Consider the following 18,304-nt stretch of genomic DNA (forward strand, 5'->3'; position numbering starts at 1 on the left):
TTCATTCTCGGCTGGCGCCGCGCTGTGCCAGTGCGTAGTAGTGCTGGATGCGCAGCAGCGCGTAGTCGGCGGCGGCGCAGCGCACGGCGTTGCGGTCCCCGTCGAAGCGCCGCGTCTCCGTGAACACGGCCAGCGGGGCGGTGCGGCCCGGCAGCCGGAGCACCCAGGCGAAGCACTGCGTGCCGGCCGGGGTGTCGTCGGGCGCGTTGCCATCGGCCACGCCCGTGTTGGCAATCGCCAGATTGGCATCGGCAAGGCGCAGCACGCCGTGCGCCATGGCCAGCGAGACCGCCTCGCTGGTCAGCCCGTGGCGGCGGATGACCTCGGCCGGCACGCCCAGCACGGAAGTCTTGATGTCCGGCGCATAGGCCACCACGGCGCAGCGCAACACGTCGCCGCAGCCGGGCACCTCGGCAATGCGCGACGCGATCAGCCCGGCAGTACACGACTCCGCCGTGGCCAGCCTGAGACCATGGCGCGAGAGGAAATGCGCTGTGTCCCGGATTTCCGGACTTTCCTTCATGTCGATGCCTGGGATGGATGGTGGGGTGGAGTGGAGTGGCAGGTTTTGTGCCAGCAGCGCAGCGGGCGCCGGCGACCGAGCGCGCGCAAAACTGCATCGCTCCCCGTCCATCCCCTTGTAAGACTTGCCCAGCCTGCGCACCGGCGCGGGCGCTGGGGGCGCCTGCCTTGCAGAGACCTATGCGTCACCACGGTTGGCGAATGCCCTGGCAACGACGGGGACGACGCCGGCAGGGCTAGTCGACGTCGATGGCCTGGAGCAGCGCCTCCAGCTCCACCGGCTTGACCAGATGCTGGTGGAAGCCGGCCTTCTGGGTCTGCTGGCGGTCAGATGCCTGCCCGAAGCCGGTCATCGCGATATAGCGCGTGTTGGCCAGCGTGGGCATCTGGCGCAGTGTATGGACCACCGCGAAGCCGTCCATGCCCGGCATGGCCAGGTCCACCAGCGCCACGTCCGGCCGCACGCGTGCCGCCGCGTGCACGGCTTCCATGCCATCGTAGGCAATCGTCACCGCGTGGCCGGACATCTCCAGCAGGATTGCCATGCTGTCGGCGGCGTCGCGGTTGTCGTCCACCAGCAGCACGCGCAGCGGCCGGGGCGTGCCGGCGGCGGCATCGGCGTTCTCGCCGGCCGGGTTGAACGCGGCTGCCAGCGGCAGCTGCACCGTGAAGGTGGCGCCCAGCCCGGGCCCCTCGCTCATGGCCGAGACCGAGCCGCCGTGCATCTCCACCAGCGAGCGGCACAGCGACAGGCCGATGCCCAGCCCGCCCTGCGCGGTGCTGCCGGGCCGGTCTTCCTGCACGAACAGATCGAAGATGTTGTCGAGCGACTCGCGGGCGATACCTCGGCCATGGTCGATGATCTGGATCACCAGCGTACGATGGCGCACCATCGACGTAATCGAGATGGACGCGCCCGGCGGCGAGAACTTGGAGGCATTCAGCAGCAGGTTCTGGATCACCTGCACCAGCCGCGTGCGGTCCACGAACAGCGGGATGTCCTCGGTGGTGGCGGTCACGTCCACCGGCTGGGACTTGGCGGCCAGCGCCGGCTCGGCGGCCTCGATGCCGAGCGCGATGATGTCGCGCGCCTGTATCGGCTCGCGGCGCAGTTCGATCTTGCCGGCGGCGATGCGGCCCACGTCGAGCAGATCGTCCACCAGCCGGGTGAGGTGGGTCATCTGCCGGTCGATCAGGCTCAGGCTCTTTTCCGTGACGGCTGGCTCCTGCGGGCGCAGCCGCATCACGGTCAGTGCGTTGCGGATGGGGGCGAGCGGGTTGCGCAACTCGTGCGAGAGCGTGGCCAGGAACTCGTTCATGCGGCGCTCGGACTGCTCCAGTTCCGCCAGCCGCTTGCGCTCGCTCATGTCGCGCGTGACCTTGGCAAAGCCGCGCAGGTTCCGGCGCTCGTCATAGACCGCCGTAATGGTCACGTTGGCCCAGAACAGCGAGCCATCCTTGCGCACGCGCCAGCCTTCATCCTCTACGCGGCCCTTGGCGCGGGCGATGGCCAGTTCGCGGCCGGGCTTGTCAGTCGCCAGGTCCTCCGCGGGATAGAACACCGAGAAGTGCTTGCCGACGATCTCGTCGCGCCGGTAGCCCTTGATGTAGGAGGCGCCGGCATTCCAGCTCATCACCCGGCCATGGGCGTCGAGCATGAAGATGGCGTAGTCCTTGACGTTCTCCACCAGCATGCGGAAGGTTTCCTCGCTCTGGCGCAGGGCCTCGGCGGCGAGGCGCTGCTCGCTCATGTCGCGCGTGACCTTGCCGAAGCCAAGCAGGTGGCCCTGGGGATCGCGCAGCGCGGTGATGACCACGTTGGCCCAGAAGCGGCTGCCGTCCTTGCGCACGCGCCAGCCTTCATCCTCGAAGCGGCCGATGCGTGCGGCGGTCTCCAGCTCCATGCCCGGCCAGTTGCGGGCGCGCGCTTCCTCGGTATAGAACCGCGAGAAATGCTCGCCGATGATCTCGTCGCGCAGATAGCCCTTGATCCGTTGCGCGCCGGCGTTCCAGCTGCTGACACGGCCCTCGGGGTCCAGCGTGAAGATGGCGTAGTCCGTGACGGACTCCACCAGCGTGCGCAGGCGTTCGCTGTCCCCGCCATAGGGCGAGGCGGCTGGCGAGGACGGCTGGGGCGGGGAGGGTGGGGCTGCAGGGCGCGGCATCGTGTTGGCTGGCTTCAGATCCTCCAAGGATACATAGATTTCCGCCGTTTCTCGCCCCCGTGGCCGCCCGCTGCTACCCATTGACAAGGGAATTCCACCCCTCGGGGCGGCCGGGGCTGTCGCCGCTCCGCAACACGTGGGGCGGGGCGTGCCGGGGGTGGGGTGACGTCGGAGAAATGCCGACATACCGGCGCGGCGCAATGGGGTAGACTCATTCGCTTCCCTGCCAGTACTGGCTCCACGGAGACGCCACGCATGTATGCCGAGTCCGCGCTTGACCGCCGTACCATCGATTCAGCTGTGCCGGCGGAGGCGCCCCCAGCCGCCATGGCGGCGCCGCAGCCACTGGCCGGTGACGTCGGCGTGCGGGACCTGCGGCGCGTGCCGATCCATCCCGACTACTGGTATCCGCTGGCCTGGTCGAAGGAGGTGAAGCGCGGCAAGGCGCACGGCGTGCGCTTCGCCGGCGATCCGATCGTGCTGGTGCGTACCGAGAGCGGCAACGTGTTCGCACTCGAGGACCGCTGCGCCCATCGGCAGGTGCCGCTGCACGCGGGCGTGGTGGATGGCGAATCGATCCGCTGCTGCTACCACGGCTGGACCTATGACTGCACCGGCCGCTGCATCGACGTACCCTACCTCGGCAAGGAGCGCCTGCCCAACGGCGTGCGCGCCTACCCGTGCAAGGAGGTGGCCGGCCTGATCTTCGTCTTCCCCGGCGACCCCGCGCTGGCGGACAGCAAGCCGCTGCCTGCCTTCGCCTCCGTGGCGGACAAGCAGTACAAGACCCGCCGCCTGGGCCGCGAGGTGAAGTGCCATTACTCGTTCATGCATGAAAACCTGATGGATATGAACCATCAGTTCCTGCATCGGCGCCAGATGGGCATGATGCGTGCCCGCTCGGTCGGGCGGCGGCGTGGCGAGGGCTTTGTCGAGGTCGAGTACACCTTCACCCGCGAGGGCGGCAAGCAGCCCGTGGGCGAGGCGCTGGTGTTCAGCAAGGACGGTGGGGAGAACAGCAAGGATGTGATGACGGTACGCACCGTCTATCCGTATCAGACGCTGCAGATTCGCTCGGGCAGCGGCACGCTGGTGATGGACCTGTGGATTGCCTATGTGCCGCTGGACGCGGCGCAGCGCACCAACCGGACCTTCGGCATGCTGTCGATTCGCCGGCCGGGGCTGCCGTTCGCGCTGGACCTGGCGTGGCCGCTGCTGGTCTGGTTCACCGAACGGATCTTCAAGGAAGACCGCGAGATCGTGGAGATGGAACAGGCCGCCCACGACAAGCAGGGCGCGGACTGGAACCACGAGGTGTTCCCGGTCATCCGCGACCTGCGCGACCTGCTGCGCGAGTGCGGCGGCCGGACGGTGATTCCGATCCAGAAGGTCTGAACCCCGTCCCGCCCTCCCTACGCTATTACGAAGCCAATTACGACGCCGACGCGGTTTCCAGCGTCGGGTAGTCCGTATACCCGCGCGTCTCGATGCCGCCCGTGCCGTACATCGTGGCCGGGTCGACCGCGTTCAGGTCGGCACCCAGCCGCAGGCGTTCCACCAGATCCGGATTGGCGATGTACGCGCGGCCAAACGCCACGGCGTCGGCATCGCCCGTTGCCAGCACGGCCGTGGCGGCGGCCTGGTCGAAACCATCGTTGGCGATGATCGCCCCGCCGAAGGCGCGCTTCAGCTGCGGCAGCAGCGCACCTTCGCCCGGCGTCTCGCGCACGAACAGGAAGCCCAGCCCGCGCTGGCCCAGCGCCCGCGCCACATGGCCAAAGGTCTCCGCCGGCTGGCTGTCAGCCATCGAATGGCTGGGCGAGCGCGGCGCCAGGTGCACGCCCACGCGCTTGGCGTCCCACACGGCCGTCACGGCATCCGCCACTTCCAGCAGGATGCGCGCGCGATTCTCGATCGATCCACCGTATTCATCCGTCCGCACATTGCTGCCGTCCTGCAGGAACTGGTCGAGCAGGTAGCCGTTGGCGGCGTGGATGGTCACGCCATCGAAACCGGCCGCCTTGGCGTTGGCGGCGGCCCGGCCGAAGTCGGCCACCACGGCGCGGATCTCGTCACGCGTGAGTTCGCGCGGCACCACGAAGGGACGCTGCGGGCGCAGCAGGCTCACGTTGCCGCCGGCCGCGATCGGGCTCGGCGCTACCGGCAGGCGGCCATTGAGCAGACTCGGGTCGGAAATCCGGCCCACATGCCACAGCTGCGCCACGATGCGACCGCCCGCCGCGTGTACGGCATCCGTCACTTGTTTCCAGCCTGCCACCTGCGCGTCGGACCACAGGCCGGGCACGTTCTGGTAGCCCACGCCGTCTTCGGAAATGGGCACGCCTTCGGAAATCAGCAGGCCGGCGGAGGCGCGCTGGGCGTAGTACTCGGCCATGACCGCGTTGGGCACATGCACAGGCTCGGCGGCGCGCAGCCGGGTCAGCGGCGCCATGACGATGCGGTTTGGCAGCGCCAGGTCACCAATTTGCAGGGGATCGAACAGGGTGGGCATAAGCATATCTGTCACGGTTATTAAGCTTGCAAAATGCAAGTAACGCAAGCTTAGCAGCGCGCGGTAAGATCGCAAACGTCGATTTCGACTCACTCAATTGTTGCGGGTGGAACAATCCAGGAGCGGTCCGATGCGCGTTGCACAATGGCTGATGGCGGCAGGAGCGATCGTGATGTCGATGCTGGGGGCGGGCTGCGCCAGCCTGCCGCCGCATCCGGCCCAGCCGCCGATCCTGGCTTTGGCAGACACCGCCGACACCGCCGATACCGCGCTTGGGCGCGCATTGGCGCCGCGCCTGGCGCAGCATCCCGGCGAATCGGTGTTCTATCCGCTCACCGCCGGCGCCGATGCCTTCGCCATGCGGCTGGCGCTGGCCCGCACCGCCCAGCGCAGCCTGGACCTCCAGTACTACATCTTCGATGCCGACGACACCGGCCTGACCCTGCTGGCCGAGGTCATGGCCGCCGCGGACCGTGGCGTGCGCGTGCGGCTGCTGCTGGACGACCTCCACACGGACGGCCAGGACCAGGCGCTGGCGGCGCTGGACGCCCATCCCAACGTCGAGGTGCGCCTGTTCAACCCGTTTGCCAACCGGGGCGTGCGGATGTTCGAGTTCGCCACCGATTTCCGGCGCGTGGACCGGCGCATGCATAACAAGTCGATGACGGCGGACAACCAGCTCACCGTGGTGGGCGGCCGCAATATCGGCGATGCCTACTTCGCGGCCAAGTCCGATGTCGATTTCAGCGACCTGGACCTGCTGGCGGCCGGCCCGGTGGTGCCGCAGGTCTCGGCCGTGTTCGACGATTACTGGAATGCCGAAGCCACCTATCCGCTCGCCACATTGGCGAAGCCCCAGTCGGACGCCGAGACCGCGGCCTTCCAGCAGCGCGTGCGCCAGTACCTCGATGACCGCAAGGTGAAGCTGCGCGCCACGCCGTATGGCAAGACCGTGCTGGAGTCCGGCGTGATCCGCGCCATCCAGCAGGAAGCGCTGCCAGCCTACTGGGGCCGCGCCACGGTGATTGCCGACCGCGCCGCCAAGGTCACGCTGCCGCCCGAGGACAACTCGACCCACGCGATTCCGGCGCTCATCAAGGTGCTGGGCGGCGCGCAGCACGACCTCACGCTGGTCTCCCCGTACTTCGTGCCCGGCGATGCGGGCATGGACTGGCTGGTCGGCCTGCAGCAGCGCGGCGTGCAGGTCCACATCCTCACCAACTCGTTCGGCGCCACCGATGTCTCGGCGGTACACGCCGGCTACGCGCCGCGCCGCGAGGCGTTGGTCCAGGCGGGCGTGCTGCTCTACGAACTCAAGCCCAGCGCCTACGCGGAGATGGCGAAGGAGAACAAGGGGCGCGGCATGGGCGGCAGCAGCCGGGCCAGCCTGCATGCCAAGACCTACATGGTCGACCGCCGGCTGCTGTTCATCGGCTCGCTCAACCTGGACCCGCGCTCGGCGCGGCTCAATACCGAGATGGGCATCGTGGTAGACAGCGCGCCGCTGTGCGACATGCTCGGCAAGCAGCTCGACGATGCCCTGCTGGACGCCGCCTACCAGGTGGTGCTGCTCCCCGACCCCCAGACCGGCCATCTGCAACTGGCCTGGATCACGCGTGAGGACGGCGTGCTGCGTACCTACACCAGCGAGCCGGACATGAGCGGCTGGAACCGCATCGGGCAGGGCTTCATGCGGCTGCTGCCGGTGGAGTCGGAATTGTGACGATTGGGTCGCATGCGTGTCTGTGCTTGCTATAACAAGCAGTAACGCCAATAATGCCTGTTATGACACGCTCCGTTGCCTCGCCGCTACCCCCTGAAGTCGGATTGCGCCTCGCCGCGCTCGGCGCCCGTATCCGGGACGCCCGGTTGCATCGCAAACTGCGCCAGGTCGATCTGGCGGAGCGCGCCGGCCTGTCCCGCTCGACCATCGAGGCCATCGAGCGCGGCAGCGCCGACACCGCCATCGGCGCCTTCGCCCGCGCCCTCTGGGTCATGGGCCTGGACCGCGAACTGGACGTAGTGGCCGACACCGCGCTCAACCAGGAAGGCGCCGCACTCGAATATCAGCCCGGCGAGCGCCGCGTGCGCATTCGACGGGCACTCGACAATGACTTCTGAGGCAAGGCCGTTGGAAACAGGGATTGATGGACGAGGGGATCGGCGAGCAGGAAGCTGACGACTGGGCCGTCTGCTTTACCCCGCTGCCGGATTCCCTCTGATCGGCCAGGCGACTAGGCGACTTGCCGGCTAGCGCTGCGTCAGTGCCTTGAAGCCGTCCACCAGCCGGTCGATGTCGGCCGGAGTGAGCGCGCCCATGGTGGAGATGCGGAACAGTTGCGCGGACAGGCCGCCCTGGCCGGCGTAGATCACGAAGCCGCGTGCCTTCAGGCCGTCGTGAAGCTGCTCGTACGTGACGCCTTGCGGCAGCTTGTACGCGCGCAGCACCACGGACGACTGCGTGGCGGGCCACAGCGGCTCGATGCCGAGTGCCGCCAGCCCCGCGCGGGCCTGTTCGGCCAGTGTCGCGTAGCGCTGGTGCCGTGCCCGCCAGCCGCCTTCTTCCTCGTGCTCGCGTAGTGCTTCCACCAGCGCGTAGTACGCGTGCACGGACGGCGTGAACGGCGTGTTGCGCTGGTCCTGGAGCTTGGCCAGCCGGCCGATGTCCAGGTAGTAGGTGCGGCTGGCCGCCTGCGCCAGCGCGCTGCGCCGGGCGATGACGAACGCCGCGCCGGGCACGCCGTGCAGGCACTTGTTGGCCGTGGCGGACACCGCGTCGATATTGCCGCCGAAGTCGATGGCCTCGGCGCCGAAGCTGCTCACCGCATCCACCAGCAGGCGCACGCCGTGCGCCTGGCAGACCTGGTCCACGGCGGCGATGTCGTTGAGCCGCCCGGTGGTGGTCTCGTGATGGATCACCGCCACGTGCGTGATCGCCTTGTCAGCCTTGAGGGCGGCGGCGATGCGGTCGAGGTCGGGCGCGTCCATCCAGTCGTGCTTCACCAGCACGTGCTCGATGCGGTACTGCGTGGCGATCTGCGCGATGCGCTCGCCATAGACGCCGTTCTGCACGATCAGCAGCTTGCCCTGCTCGGGGACCAGGCCGGCGATCATGGACTCCAGCGCGGCGGTGCCCGAGCCCGTCATCAGCACGGCGGACCATGCGGCGGGGTCGAGCGCGTAGATATTCAGCAGCCGCGCGCGGGCTTCGTCCTGGAGGTCGAAGAACTCGCTTTCGCGGTGGCACAGGTCGGTTTGCAGCAGGCTCTGGCGTACACGCTCGGAGAGCGTGACGGGGCCCGGGTTAAGCAGCAGCATGGTCGGTGCCTTGGCTTGTGCCTTGATCGGCGCCGATCTGGCGGCCGAGGCGGGTCTTGACTTCCACCGGCGTCACGGTCGGACGCGGCAGGCCGTCCGGCGTGCCGGCGCGGGTTTGCAGGCAGACGAAGGTCGGGCCGGCCTTGGCCGTGGCGGCGCCTTGCAGGACGCTGTCGAGCAGGTCGAGATGATCGCCCTCGGCCGCCGACGCGTAGCCGCACGCTGCCGCCACCGAGGCGAACGACACGTTGTGCGACACCGTCGACTGGCCGCCCGTGGAGTCGTGTGCGTTGTTGTCCAGCAGCACGTGCGTGAGGTTGGCCGGGCCGTAGGCGCCCAGCGTGGCGAACACGCCCATGCGCATCAGCGCGGCGCCGTCGCCGTCGATGGCCACCACGCGCAGGTCCGGGCGCGCCAGCGCGAGGCCGAGCGCGAACGGCGTGAGGCAGCCCATCGAGCCGACCATGTAGAGCTGGTTCGGCCGGTCATCGAGCGCATAGAGTTCACGGCCGCAGAAGCCGGTGGAGGCCAGCACCACGGTGCCGTCGACCGGCGTATGGGCGATCACGCGCGCCAGTGCGTCGCGGCGGCTGGGCAGTTCTGCGGCCGGCACGTTGCGGCGCGACACCTGCGGCGTGGCCTTGGGCCGGGCCTGCGGCGGCGTCTGGGCCGTCAGCGGGTAGGGCGCTACGCTGCCTTTCTGCATGACCAGCGCGTAGGGCCGGCCGGTGGCGTCCATATGGGCCACGGCGCGGTCCAGTGCGGGGCCGACGTCGGCCGGCTCGGTCGGGAACAGCTCCCACGGAATTTCCATGGTCTCCAGCATGGCCGGCGTGACCGGGCCCATCAGCGCGTGCTGGGGCTCGTCATGCACGCCGGGCTGGCCGCGCCACGTCACGATCAGCAACTGGGGCAGGCGGAACGTCCACGTCAGCGAGGTGAGCGGGCTCACGGCGTTGCCGAGGCCCGAGTTCTGCATCATTGTCACGCCACGCACGCCGTTTTGTGCGCCCTGCGTCACGCCGGCGATGAAGGCCACCGCATCGCCCTCATTGGCCGCCGACACGTAGTGCAGCGAATTGTCCTGCACCACGTAGTTGATGAACGGCGTCAGGTAGGAGCAGGGCACACCCGCGTACCACTGGAAGCCCCGCTCGCGCGCGGCCTCCACGAACTGGACCGCCTCGATCATCGGGCGGCCTCGCCGTTGGCCTCGCCGTCGACATTACCCAGCGCGTACGGCGTCTGCGTATGGGCGAAGTCGCCAGCACGGCGGAAATCGTCCAGATCGTTCACACCGCGCCAGTGGCCGTGCACGTACTTGACCTCGATCTTCTCGCCGGCTTCGACCAGCGCGTTGAGCAGGTCGGGCAGGTCGAGCTGGTCGAAGTCCGGCCGCTCGCGCAGCTTGGCCAGCAGCGCCTGCAGCTTGGCGCGGCCTTCGCCACGCACGCTGAACAGGCCGATCCAGCGGCCATTGGGCTGGGCTTCGCCGGCGGCGGGCAGGGTGTCCGAGACCTTCTTCAGGGTGATGGTCTGGCCGAACAGGTCGCGGTCGTCGCCGCCCGAGCACCACGCGAAGTCGCGCACGCTCTGGTTCGACGGGGCGGTCTGCGAGGAATCCACCACCACGCTGAACGGGGCATCGGACTCGAGCAGGTCGCGCAGGATGTAGCTGCGGAACAGCAGGTCGCCGTAGGCGATCACGGTGTCGGTCTGCATGGCATCGGCCGCGCAGGCCAGCGAGGCCAGCTCGCCGGTCTGGGCGTGGCGCTCGTTGACGGCCAGCTTGATGCCGGCCGTGTCGATGGCCTGCGCCTGGTAGCCGCCCACCACAGTAATGTCGTTGATGCCCTGCTTCTTGAAACCATCGACCAGCCAGCGCAGCAGCGGCTTGCCGGCCACCGGCAGCATGATCTTGGGCTTGTCTTCGGTCAGCGCCTCGAGGCCCTTGCCACGGCCCGCCGCCAGCACCACGGCGGCGCCCGGCACCTGCGCGCCGGACAGGTAGATCTTCTCGGCGGCCGAGTACTCGTCGGCGTCCTGCAGGCGGAAGATCTCGTTGACGGAGGCGATGCGGTCTTCCACGTTCACCAGCGTCTCGCTCTCGTGGATTTCGCGGGCCACGGCCTGCATCGACGAGGCGGCCACGCGGATCAGGTGGTTGGCCCAGATCACGAGGCTGATGCCCGCCTTGCGGAAGGCTTCGGTCGGCGTGCTGTAGTACTTCGTCGGCACGATGACCAGCGGACCCCGGCCCGCCCATTCGCGCGCGAAGGTCAGGATCTCGTCCGGCTTGGACAGCTTGCTGTGGATCAGGATGGCGTCGGCGCCGGCCTGGCGGTAGGCCTCGGCCCGGCGCAGGGCCTCTTCCATGCCCCAGCCCGCGATCAGGGCTTCCACGCGGGCGACGATCGAGAAGTCGTCGTCGGTCTGCGAGTCCTTGCCGGCCTTGATCTTGCCGCAGAATTCGTCGATTTCCGCCAGCGGCTGGCGCTCGCCGTCGATGAAGCTGTTGGTCTTCGGGAACTGTTTGTCCTCGATGCAGACGCCGGCAATGCCGCGCTGCTCCAGCTTGCGCACCAGCCGGCGCACATTGTTGAAATTGCCGTAGCCGGTGTCGCCGTCGAGCAGGATCGGCAGGTCACTGGCATCGGCCATGAACTCCAGGTTGTCTACCACCTGGGTCCAGCTGGCCTCGTTGTTGTCACGCACGCCGAACTGGGCCGAGATGGCCAGCCCGGAGGCCCAGATGCCCTTGAAGCCGGCCTCGCGCACGATGCGCGCGGACAGCCCGTTGTGGGCTTCCATGATGAATTCGAGCTGGTTGGACACCAGCATCTGGCGCAGGCGGGCGGCGCGGGAAGTGGCGAGCAGGTTCGGGTCGATGGCGTTCATTGTGCGAATCCCACGATGGGCAGAAGTTGGGGCAGGACTTCATTGGCGGCGCGTTCGACGTCGCCGGGGAAATCGATCTCGATCCACGGCGCGCCGGTCACGTCGGCCGTGTCGAACTGGTGGCTGCGCTGGGCCAGCGACTCGAGCAGCAGGTCGCGGACGGCTTCCTCGTGCGGCATGTTGGCGCGGCCCGAATCGACGTAACCCTTGACGATCTCGGCCAGCCGGCGTGCCGTGTGTTCCTGGAATCGGAAAAATCCTACGGATTCGCCGATGGTGTCGTACTGGAGGTCGGCCATCAGCTGCTTGCGCAGTTCCACCGGCACGCCGTCGCGCAGGCAGAGCTTGACGGGCTCGTCGCCGGCCTCGAAATCGCGGTCGATCAGCAGGCGGTTGACGGTCTCGCCGGCCACCAGCGCGTTGAGAATGCGCTCATCGTAGAGCACGTCGGCGTCCATCAGCAACACGTCGCCGCCGCGCGTGAGGGCGTCTGCCACGGTGTGCACGGTCAGCACGCTGCCGAGGTCGAAGCGCGGGTTCAGCACGATTTCCACCGGCGGGTGGCCGGCCGGGCGCGCGATGTTGGCCAGTTCGGCCTGCACCTGGGCGGGCTCGAAGCCCAGCGCGAGCACGACTTCCGTGACACCGGCTGCGTCGAGCATGCGCAGGTGGCGCTCGAGCAGGGTGATGCCGTCAAAGCGCAGCAGGCACTTCGGAAACTGCTTGCCCGGCTGTTGCTGAAGCCGCAGGCCCAGGCCCGCGGCGAGAATGATTGCTCGCATTATTGTCTGTTCACCTTGCTTGAGGATTTGCCTGGGAATTACCTGAGGATTGCCTAGGTCGACGGATGTTCGTTATTCGGAGCCCTGCCATGCCGCCTGCCGGGTGCGCCGGCGCTGGTATCGGCGCTCGCTGTGGTGCAGGTAGAGCAGCCCGGGGATGCCGAGCACCAGTTCGCGCACGCGCTTGGCCAGCGACATCGCCAGCGCGGCATCGGGCGGCAGGCCCACCAGCGGCGCCAGCAGCAGATAGCCGCCTTCCTGCGCGCCGAGCGAGCCCGGAATGGCGAACGCCGCGCCACGAATCGCCTGACCCACGCTCTCCAGCAACAGCGCCTCGTGCCAGCTCACGGGATGGCCCAGGAAGTAAAGAATCAGCCAGACCTCGCCCGTGCCGACAATCCAGCCGGCCAGGTTCAGCAGGAAGCTGGCAGCCACCTTGCGGCGGTCGCGGTACAGGGCGCGGATGGCTTCGTCCACGGCATCGGCACGCAGCGCCAGGCCGTCCCAGTTGCGCTTGCCGAACACGCGCGCGGCCACGCGCAGCACGCGGCCGAACATGCCGCGTCGCTGGAGGATGCAGAAGGCCAGCACGCACAGGGCGAGGACCACCGTCACGGCGATGATCGGCGTGCGCTGGTCGGAAAGGTTGCCTTGCGCCCCGAACAGCAGGATGCCGAGCAGCGCGAACAGCATCTGCGAGAGCGCCTGCGTGGTCGTGCTGACGGTGATGGCCGCGGCGGCGTCGCGCATGCGGGCGCCGTGATGGGCGAGGTAGCGCACCATCAGCACCGGGCCGCCGATCTGGCCGGCCGGCAGCAGGCTGTTGACCGACTCGCCGGCCCAGCGCGCACGCAGCGCGGTGCAGAACGAGCCATGGTGCGCGGAGCGGTCTACCAGCACGGCGATGGCGGCGGCGTCGAGCGCCAGCGGCACCACGTGGAACGCGGCGACCACGGCCAGACCCCAGCCGGCGGACATCAGCGTGGTCGTGACCGCGCCAAAGCCTTGCCAGGCGAGTAGCGCGACAAACAGCGCCGCGCCAATCGTCAGCAGAATAAATGCAGCGCGAGTCACTTACCGGACTTCCCGCCCGATAGCAGGCGCCTGAAGACCTGCCGGAAGCCGAAATAGGCCACCGCGTCTTTCATATTGGAGATAAAGCGCAGCCACGGTCGCATGCCCGGATCGGTCACGTATTCGAAGGTCAGCGACACGCGGATCTCGTTCGGGCCGGCGGGGGTAATGCGGTGGCGCAGCTTGTCGCCATCGAACAGCACGATGCCGCCCGGCGGAATCTGCACCGCGCCCGGTTCGTCGGGCACTTCGGGGTTGCGGGTGTGGAGTTCGTATTCGAGCCGGCAGGAGGACTCGTCCAGCACGCCGATCAGCAGCGTGTAGCGCCGGCCATCGTAATAGGAGGTGTCGTAGTGCCAGCCGATATGGTCGCCCGGGCGCGTGTAGTAATAGAGCGCGTAGGCGTGCGGGTCCGTGGGCGGGCAGACCTGGAGCTTGTCGCCGGTGACCTGTTCGAGCCAATGAATCAGCGCGGGCGATCGATAGAGTTCGGCAATAAATGGCGCCTGCTCGTCGATGGTGTGCCGGCTGACGCTGCCGCCCTGCTTGTGGCCGGGCAGGTAGTTGCGGTTCAGCCCCGGCTGGAGCGCGCGGGCCAGCGCCACCAGTTCGGCGCACTGCTCGGGCGGCAGGAATTTGTCCAGGTAGAGGAACGCGCCCTGGCGGTCGAAGTCGGCGCGCAGCGCGGGCGTGTCCAGCCCGGCTGCCGCGCGTGCCACGGCGGCATCGGGGTGGCCAGCATGGCGCGGAAGCGGCGCGGGGGCGTCGATGGTGGGATGGAGCCCGGGATCGAGCGGGGAATCGAGCGCGATGTCGCGGGTAGCCTGTTCCGTCATTGGCTGCCTCAATGTTTTGTTGGGGTGCCGACCGTCTGGGGGCGCCGCATGACGCGCCAGTAGTCGATGATGACAAGCAGGGCAAACAGCGGCGCGCCCACCGAGGCCAGCGCCACGAACGGTCCGATGCTGCTGGTCAGCGTGACCAGCGGCAACAGGTACAGCACGTCTTCCGTCTCGAAGCCGGCGGCAGAGGCCTGCTTGGTGCCACTCTTGCCAACCCGCGATTCTATACGCATGCGCAGGAAGAAGATCAGTGCCACGGCCAGCCCGGCCACGGTGCCGCGGCCTACCGGGCCAATCGCCTCGGTGGTCGCGGGCGCCGTCGCGCCAATCGCCATGCCCATGCTGACGAACAACAACACAGTAATCAGGGCGTCGCTGGCCAGATCGTAGAAATGCCCGATCTTGCTGCCTTTGCCGCTGATTCGCGCCAGTTCGCCATCGGTATGGTCGATGAAGTTGGACAGCACGACCAGCAGGGCGCCGTAATTGGTCCACGCGTAGCCCCCCTGCGCCAGACAGGCAACACCGGCGAGCCCGATAAGCAGGCGCAGCGTGGTCAGGTGGTTCGGGGTGACTCGGGTATTCCGGAGGGGCCGCACAAGGCGGCGGGCAAGGCGGGCATCCCAGGTGGGCGGCATGGGCGGCTCATCCGGGAAATTCGGGGATTTCTGGTTCATCCGTCAACAATCTGGAACGCATCCCGGCGCGGAGGAGCCGGGCGATGCGCAACACTACGCCGGTGGCGCGGGAATGACAAGCGCACCAGAATACGCCTTTTTGCGGGACGACGCACTGGGCGAGGGCCCGCCGGGCGGTGGCGCCGCGGCGTGGCGGGGGCCCCGCATGCGGCGCTTCTTCGATATTGCTAAAGTTCTTGCTTAACTATTTGCCGTCGCTATACTAAAGCACATGCTTAACCAATCAGATCCTCTCGACATGACGTTCCAGGCGCTGGCCGACACCACGCGCCGGACCCTGCTGGTGCAGCTGTCACGCGGCCCCGCGTCCGTGACCGATCTCGCCCGGCCGCTGGCGATGTCGTTGCCTGCCGTCATGCAACACCTGGCCGTGCTCGAACAGGCCGGGCTGGTGCAGTCGCAGAAGGTTGGGCGGGTACGCACGTGCCGGATGGCGCCGAACGCGCTGAGTCATGCCGAGCAGTGGATCAGCGCCCGGCGGGCCGAGTGGGAAGGCCACTTCGACCGCCTGGGCGATTACCTGGAAACCATGAAGAAGGAGGCAACCCCCAATGACGACGGCAACTGAAGATACGGCAAGCCAACTGGCGCAATCGCGCCCGCTGACGGTCTCGCGCGCGTTCAACGCCCCGAAGGAACTCGTGTTCCAGGCGTGGACGTCTGCCGAGCACGTCAAGCACTGGTTCTGCCCGCAAGGGTTCACGATTCCCGAGGCCGAGGTCGAGCCCCGCGTGGGCGGCAAGTTCGACTACTGCATGCGCGCGCCGGACGGGCAGTCGCACTGGGTGCGCGGCCATTTTGTCGAAATCCTGCCGAACGCGCGGCTGGTGATCGACATGACCGTGGTGGGCGGCGACGGCGCCGCGCTGTTCAACGCCCTGACCACGGTGTCGTTCGACAACATCTGCGGCGGCACGCAGCTCGATGTCGAGCAGCGCTACACGCTGCTGGACCCCTCCGCCGGCAACTTCACGCGCGGCGCCGAGCAGGGCTGGGCCCAGACGCTGGACCGGCTGGAGGTGGAGGTAGCCCGCATGGCCGATGCACCGCCCGCCGCGCGCTCGGTGGTGCACGGCATGTTCCGCATCGAGCGGACGTTCGAGGCCACGCCGGCGCAGGTCTTCCGGGCGCTCACCGACCCCAAGGCCAAGGCGCAATGGTTCGGGGGCGGCGAGGGCTATCAGGAACTGGCGCGGACCATGGATGCCCGCCCCGGCGGCCGCGAGCACCTGAAGGGCAGCTGGGCCAACGGGCTGGTCTCGACCTTCGATGCCATGTATTTCGATGTGGTGCCTGGCGAGCGTCTGGTCTACGCCTATGAGATGCACATGGGCGAGCGCAAGATCTCCGTCTCGCTGGCGACCTTCGAGATGAAGCCGGCCGGCGACGGCACGCGGCTCGTCATGACGGAGCAGGGCGCTTTTCTCGATGGCTATGACGATGCGGGCTCGCGGGAGGGGGGCTCGAAGCACCTGCTGGAGGCGCTGGCGAAGTATCTGGAGCCGGCAGCGTAACCCGCAGCACCACCAGCGCGCTGCGCACCGCCCGCATCTCTGTTTCTATTAGTGTGAGTGCGCCGATGCAGGCGAGCGCAGCGTCGATCTGGTCGGCAAGCCGGGCCGGCGGCGGCACCGCCGTGCCGGTCCTGAGCCGCCCCCGGTAGTGCCGGGCCACCCCGCTCAGCACGCGGCGGACCGGTTTGCGCGCCGGTGCCGGCAGCGTCGGCAGCGCGCGTTGCAGCGTCAGCGTGCAGTAGCCGACCTGTAGCTCCGTGAAGCCGTCCGAGGCCAGCCGGTCCGCACTGGCGCCGAGGCGCGGCATCAGTTGCCCGAAGCGGTCCCGCATGCGCGCGCCCAGCGGCGCGGGGTCGCCGCGCCACGTGGCGGCCTGCGCCAGATCCTGCCAGCTGGCGCGGATCAGCCGGTGCGCGGCCACATGGGCCCCGAACGGCCGCGCCAGCGTGGCCCAGAGCGGCGCGAACAGCATCGCCACCGCGTTTGCCAGACTCGTGTTGAAGGCGCCGAGCAGGTTGGCATCGTAGATGCTCTGGATATTGGCGAACGAGGCCGTGTTGACCGACAGCAGCATCGCAATCAGCTGGAAGCCGGGCCGCGAGATCAGCAGGCCGATGCCGAGGTAGGGCAGGGCGAGCATGCCGACCAGCGCCTCGAAGGTCTGCGCGTGCGGCACGACCAGAAACAGGTAGTACGACGCCACGGTCAGGCACGCCAGGCTCCAGCGCGCGAACACCGGCGCCACGCGGCGCGGTTCGTCGAGGGTGGCGAAGAAGCAGCACGCGATGGCCGCCACCGCCACTGGTCCGCCCCCATCCTCCCACCCGGAAAATATCCAGATCAGCCCCGCGCAGAACACGGCCAGCCCCGTGGAGGCGGCGCCGAACAGCAGCATGCCGTGGTCGTGATAGCGGCCTGCCGTGGGGCTTTCCGGCGGGGCGATGCGGGCCGGGGCGGGCGGGGCGGCTTGCGTGGGACGGTCGCCAATGCCGTGCTGGAGGGCGTCGCAGGTGGCTAGCAGTTCGTCCATCCGGCCGCGCAGGAAATCGGCTGCGTCTTGGAGGGCGGGGGCGGGGTTGGCATCCGGGGGCGTGCGCGGCTGGGCGCGCAGCACGCTCTCCAGCGCGGAGAGCGTGGGCATCAGTCGCGACATGGTCTCGCGCAGCGCCCGCGCGTGGTGCAGCGTGTGCCGGCTCTCGGTATCGAACGACAGGTGCGCGATCATCTGGTCCAGCGCGAGCATGTCCGCCGCCAGCCGGTGGCGGCTGGCGCTGGCGTGCGGGTCGGCGGCGAGGATATCGGCCGCCCAGGCGCGGGCATCGCGAATCCACTCCCCGGCGCGGTCGCGCAGCGCCGGCGCCACCTTGGCCGGCAGGACGATCGCCCCGACCAGCCCCGCGCAGACGATGCCGATCACGATTTCCTCGATACGCGCCACCGCCACATCGAAAATCTCAGCCGGATGGCTCACGGCCGGCAGTGCCACGATGGGCAGCGTGTAGGCCGCCAGCAGGAACACATAGCTGCGCGGGCCGCGCTCCAGCAGCGAGAGGTAGACCAGCCCGGTGATCCACAGCGCGATGGCGCCCGTCAGCACAATCGGCATATTGACCAGCGCCGGCACCGTCACCACGGCGGCGGTGGCGCCCAACACCGTGCCGGCCACGCGATAGGCGGCCTTCGAGCGCGTGGCACCCGTGAGCGGGTGCGAGACGAAATAGACCGTGGCCATGGCCCAGTAGGGGCGCGGCAGGCCGAAGGACAGGGCGATATAGAGCGCCAGCATCGCGGCCGCGAATGCCTTCAGCGAGAACAGCCACTGTCGGGCATGCGGCCAGCCAGCCATGATGGGAATCTTCCGGGGGCGGAAGTGTGTGGGAGCGTTGCGGAGCAGTGTAGCGAACTGGCGGTCATTCCCTGTATGATTTAAAATTCGCCGATTCAGTCGGAATTTTCATCATCATCGATCCCAGGGAATG

The 18,304-nt window shown here is 68.3% G+C and carries 17 protein-coding genes; 6 read left to right on the plus strand and 11 right to left on the minus strand.

Going from position 1 to position 18,304, the window contains the following annotated elements:
* Window position 1: 1 nt before the first annotated feature.
* On the minus strand, window positions 2-523 hold the full coding sequence (locus AB4120_RS05445; RefSeq protein WP_149136041.1) for a CinA family protein: 522 nt from the start codon (window positions 521-523) through the stop codon (window positions 2-4).
* Between the two features lie 235 nt (window positions 524-758).
* Window positions 759-2,687, minus strand: coding sequence for a PAS domain-containing hybrid sensor histidine kinase/response regulator (locus AB4120_RS05450; RefSeq protein WP_149136040.1), 1,929 nt, complete (start codon window positions 2,685-2,687; stop codon window positions 759-761).
* Window positions 2,688-2,942: 255 nt separating this feature from the next.
* Between AB4120_RS05450 and AB4120_RS05455 the strand changes: the two genes are divergently transcribed.
* Window positions 2,943-4,082, plus strand: a complete 1,140-nt coding sequence (locus tag AB4120_RS05455; protein WP_149136039.1) for an aromatic ring-hydroxylating oxygenase subunit alpha — start codon at window positions 2,943-2,945, stop codon at window positions 4,080-4,082.
* Between the two features lie 37 nt (window positions 4,083-4,119).
* Here the strand turns inward: AB4120_RS05455 and AB4120_RS05460 are convergent, their stop codons facing one another.
* On the minus strand, window positions 4,120-5,199 hold the full coding sequence (locus AB4120_RS05460) for an alkene reductase (protein WP_149137530.1): 1,080 nt from the start codon (window positions 5,197-5,199) through the stop codon (window positions 4,120-4,122).
* Window positions 5,200-5,329: 130 nt separating this feature from the next.
* Here AB4120_RS05460 and AB4120_RS05465 point away from each other — a divergent pair, with 130 nt between their 5' ends.
* Both AB4120_RS05465 and AB4120_RS05470 read left to right on the plus strand, forming a co-directional pair.
* A complete protein-coding gene (locus tag AB4120_RS05465; RefSeq protein WP_187645151.1) occupies window positions 5,330-6,922 on the plus strand; it encodes a phospholipase D family protein in 1,593 nt (530 codons plus the stop codon).
* A gap of 62 nt (window positions 6,923-6,984) precedes the next feature.
* Window positions 6,985-7,320: a helix-turn-helix transcriptional regulator gene (locus AB4120_RS05470; RefSeq protein WP_441641953.1), complete on the plus strand. Its 336-nt coding sequence runs from the start codon at window positions 6,985-6,987 to the stop codon at window positions 7,318-7,320.
* Window positions 7,321-7,449: 129 nt separating this feature from the next.
* Here AB4120_RS05470 and AB4120_RS05475 read toward each other — a convergent pair whose 3' ends face one another.
* The 7 genes from AB4120_RS05475 to AB4120_RS05505 form a co-directional block, all read right to left on the minus strand.
* Window positions 7,450-8,517, minus strand: coding sequence for a 2-aminoethylphosphonate aminotransferase (locus AB4120_RS05475; protein ID WP_441641954.1), 1,068 nt, complete (start codon window positions 8,515-8,517; stop codon window positions 7,450-7,452).
* Window positions 8,504-9,709 (minus strand): phosphonopyruvate decarboxylase, encoded by a 1,206-nt coding sequence (gene aepY / locus AB4120_RS05480; RefSeq protein ID WP_144195415.1) that lies wholly within the window; start codon window positions 9,707-9,709, stop codon window positions 8,504-8,506. The genes AB4120_RS05475 and aepY overlap by 14 nt, the downstream gene beginning before the upstream one ends.
* Window positions 9,706-11,415 (minus strand): phosphoenolpyruvate mutase, encoded by a 1,710-nt coding sequence (aepX, locus tag AB4120_RS05485; RefSeq protein WP_144195413.1) that lies wholly within the window; start codon window positions 11,413-11,415, stop codon window positions 9,706-9,708. Before aepX ends, aepY begins: the two co-directional genes overlap by 4 nt.
* A complete protein-coding gene (locus tag AB4120_RS05490) occupies window positions 11,412-12,197 on the minus strand; it encodes a phosphocholine cytidylyltransferase family protein (RefSeq protein ID WP_144195411.1) in 786 nt (261 codons plus the stop codon). Before AB4120_RS05490 ends, aepX begins: the two co-directional genes overlap by 4 nt.
* Window positions 12,198-12,269: 72 nt before the next feature.
* Window positions 12,270-13,271, minus strand: coding sequence for a flippase-like domain-containing protein (locus AB4120_RS05495; RefSeq protein WP_149136035.1), 1,002 nt, complete (start codon window positions 13,269-13,271; stop codon window positions 12,270-12,272).
* Window positions 13,268-14,107: a HalD/BesD family halogenase gene (locus AB4120_RS05500; RefSeq protein WP_441641955.1), complete on the minus strand. Its 840-nt coding sequence runs from the start codon at window positions 14,105-14,107 to the stop codon at window positions 13,268-13,270. The genes AB4120_RS05495 and AB4120_RS05500 overlap by 4 nt, the downstream gene beginning before the upstream one ends.
* Window positions 14,108-14,115: 8 nt before the next feature.
* A complete protein-coding gene (locus AB4120_RS05505) occupies window positions 14,116-14,790 on the minus strand; it encodes a CDP-alcohol phosphatidyltransferase family protein (protein ID WP_149136033.1) in 675 nt (224 codons plus the stop codon).
* Here AB4120_RS05505 and AB4120_RS05510 point away from each other — a divergent pair.
* From AB4120_RS05510 to AB4120_RS05520, 3 genes are read left to right on the plus strand one after another with little or no spacing between them, the layout of a single operon-like run.
* Window positions 14,750-14,995 carry a hypothetical protein gene (locus tag AB4120_RS05510; RefSeq protein ID WP_187645198.1) on the plus strand — a complete coding sequence of 82 codons (246 nt, stop codon included), beginning with the start codon at window positions 14,750-14,752 and terminating at the stop codon, window positions 14,993-14,995. The genes AB4120_RS05505 and AB4120_RS05510 overlap by 41 nt on opposite strands.
* A 27-nt stretch (window positions 14,996-15,022) precedes the next feature.
* A complete protein-coding gene (locus tag AB4120_RS05515) occupies window positions 15,023-15,379 on the plus strand; it encodes an ArsR/SmtB family transcription factor (protein ID WP_441641956.1) in 357 nt (118 codons plus the stop codon).
* Complete coding sequence (locus AB4120_RS05520; protein ID WP_441641957.1) at window positions 15,363-16,325, plus strand: SRPBCC family protein; 963 nt, start codon at window positions 15,363-15,365, stop codon at window positions 16,323-16,325. The genes AB4120_RS05515 and AB4120_RS05520 overlap by 17 nt, the downstream gene beginning before the upstream one ends.
* Here AB4120_RS05520 and AB4120_RS05525 read toward each other — a convergent pair.
* Complete coding sequence (locus AB4120_RS05525) at window positions 16,213-18,171, minus strand: FUSC family protein (RefSeq protein ID WP_441641958.1); 1,959 nt, start codon at window positions 18,169-18,171, stop codon at window positions 16,213-16,215. The genes AB4120_RS05520 and AB4120_RS05525 overlap by 113 nt on opposite strands.
* Between the last annotated feature and the right edge of the window lie 133 nt (window positions 18,172-18,304).

The organism is Cupriavidus sp. 2KB_3, assembly GCF_052115685.1.
Lineage (GTDB): Bacteria > Pseudomonadota > Gammaproteobacteria > Burkholderiales > Burkholderiaceae > Cupriavidus > Cupriavidus campinensis.

Coding starts and splice junctions, on each gene's coding strand:
- AB4120_RS05445 (WP_149136041.1), bottom strand. CDS start 523: ATGAAGGAAAGTCCGGAAATCCGGGACACAGCGCATTTCCTCTCGCGC.
- AB4120_RS05450 (WP_149136040.1), bottom strand. CDS start 2,687: ATGCCGCGCCCTGCAGCCCCACCCTCCCCGCCCCAGCCGTCCTCGCCA.
- AB4120_RS05455 (WP_149136039.1), top strand. CDS start 2,943: ATGTATGCCGAGTCCGCGCTTGACCGCCGTACCATCGATTCAGCTGTG.
- AB4120_RS05460 (WP_149137530.1), bottom strand. CDS start 5,199: ATGCCCACCCTGTTCGATCCCCTGCAAATTGGTGACCTGGCGCTGCCA.
- AB4120_RS05465 (WP_187645151.1), top strand. CDS start 5,330: ATGCGCGTTGCACAATGGCTGATGGCGGCAGGAGCGATCGTGATGTCG.
- AB4120_RS05470 (WP_441641953.1), top strand. CDS start 6,985: ATGACACGCTCCGTTGCCTCGCCGCTACCCCCTGAAGTCGGATTGCGC.
- AB4120_RS05475 (WP_441641954.1), bottom strand. CDS start 8,517: ATGCTGCTGCTTAACCCGGGCCCCGTCACGCTCTCCGAGCGTGTACGC.
- aepY (WP_144195415.1), bottom strand. CDS start 9,709: ATGATCGAGGCGGTCCAGTTCGTGGAGGCCGCGCGCGAGCGGGGCTTC.
- aepX (WP_144195413.1), bottom strand. CDS start 11,415: ATGAACGCCATCGACCCGAACCTGCTCGCCACTTCCCGCGCCGCCCGC.
- AB4120_RS05490 (WP_144195411.1), bottom strand. CDS start 12,197: ATGCGAGCAATCATTCTCGCCGCGGGCCTGGGCCTGCGGCTTCAGCAA.
- AB4120_RS05500 (WP_441641955.1), bottom strand. CDS start 14,107: ATGACGGAACAGGCTACCCGCGACATCGCGCTCGATTCCCCGCTCGAT.
- AB4120_RS05510 (WP_187645198.1), top strand. CDS start 14,750: ATGGGCGGCTCATCCGGGAAATTCGGGGATTTCTGGTTCATCCGTCAA.
- AB4120_RS05505 (WP_149136033.1), bottom strand. CDS start 14,790: ATGAACCAGAAATCCCCGAATTTCCCGGATGAGCCGCCCATGCCGCCC.
- AB4120_RS05515 (WP_441641956.1), top strand. CDS start 15,023: ATGCTTAACCAATCAGATCCTCTCGACATGACGTTCCAGGCGCTGGCC.
- AB4120_RS05520 (WP_441641957.1), top strand. CDS start 15,363: ATGACGACGGCAACTGAAGATACGGCAAGCCAACTGGCGCAATCGCGC.
- AB4120_RS05525 (WP_441641958.1), bottom strand. CDS start 18,171: ATGGCTGGCTGGCCGCATGCCCGACAGTGGCTGTTCTCGCTGAAGGCA.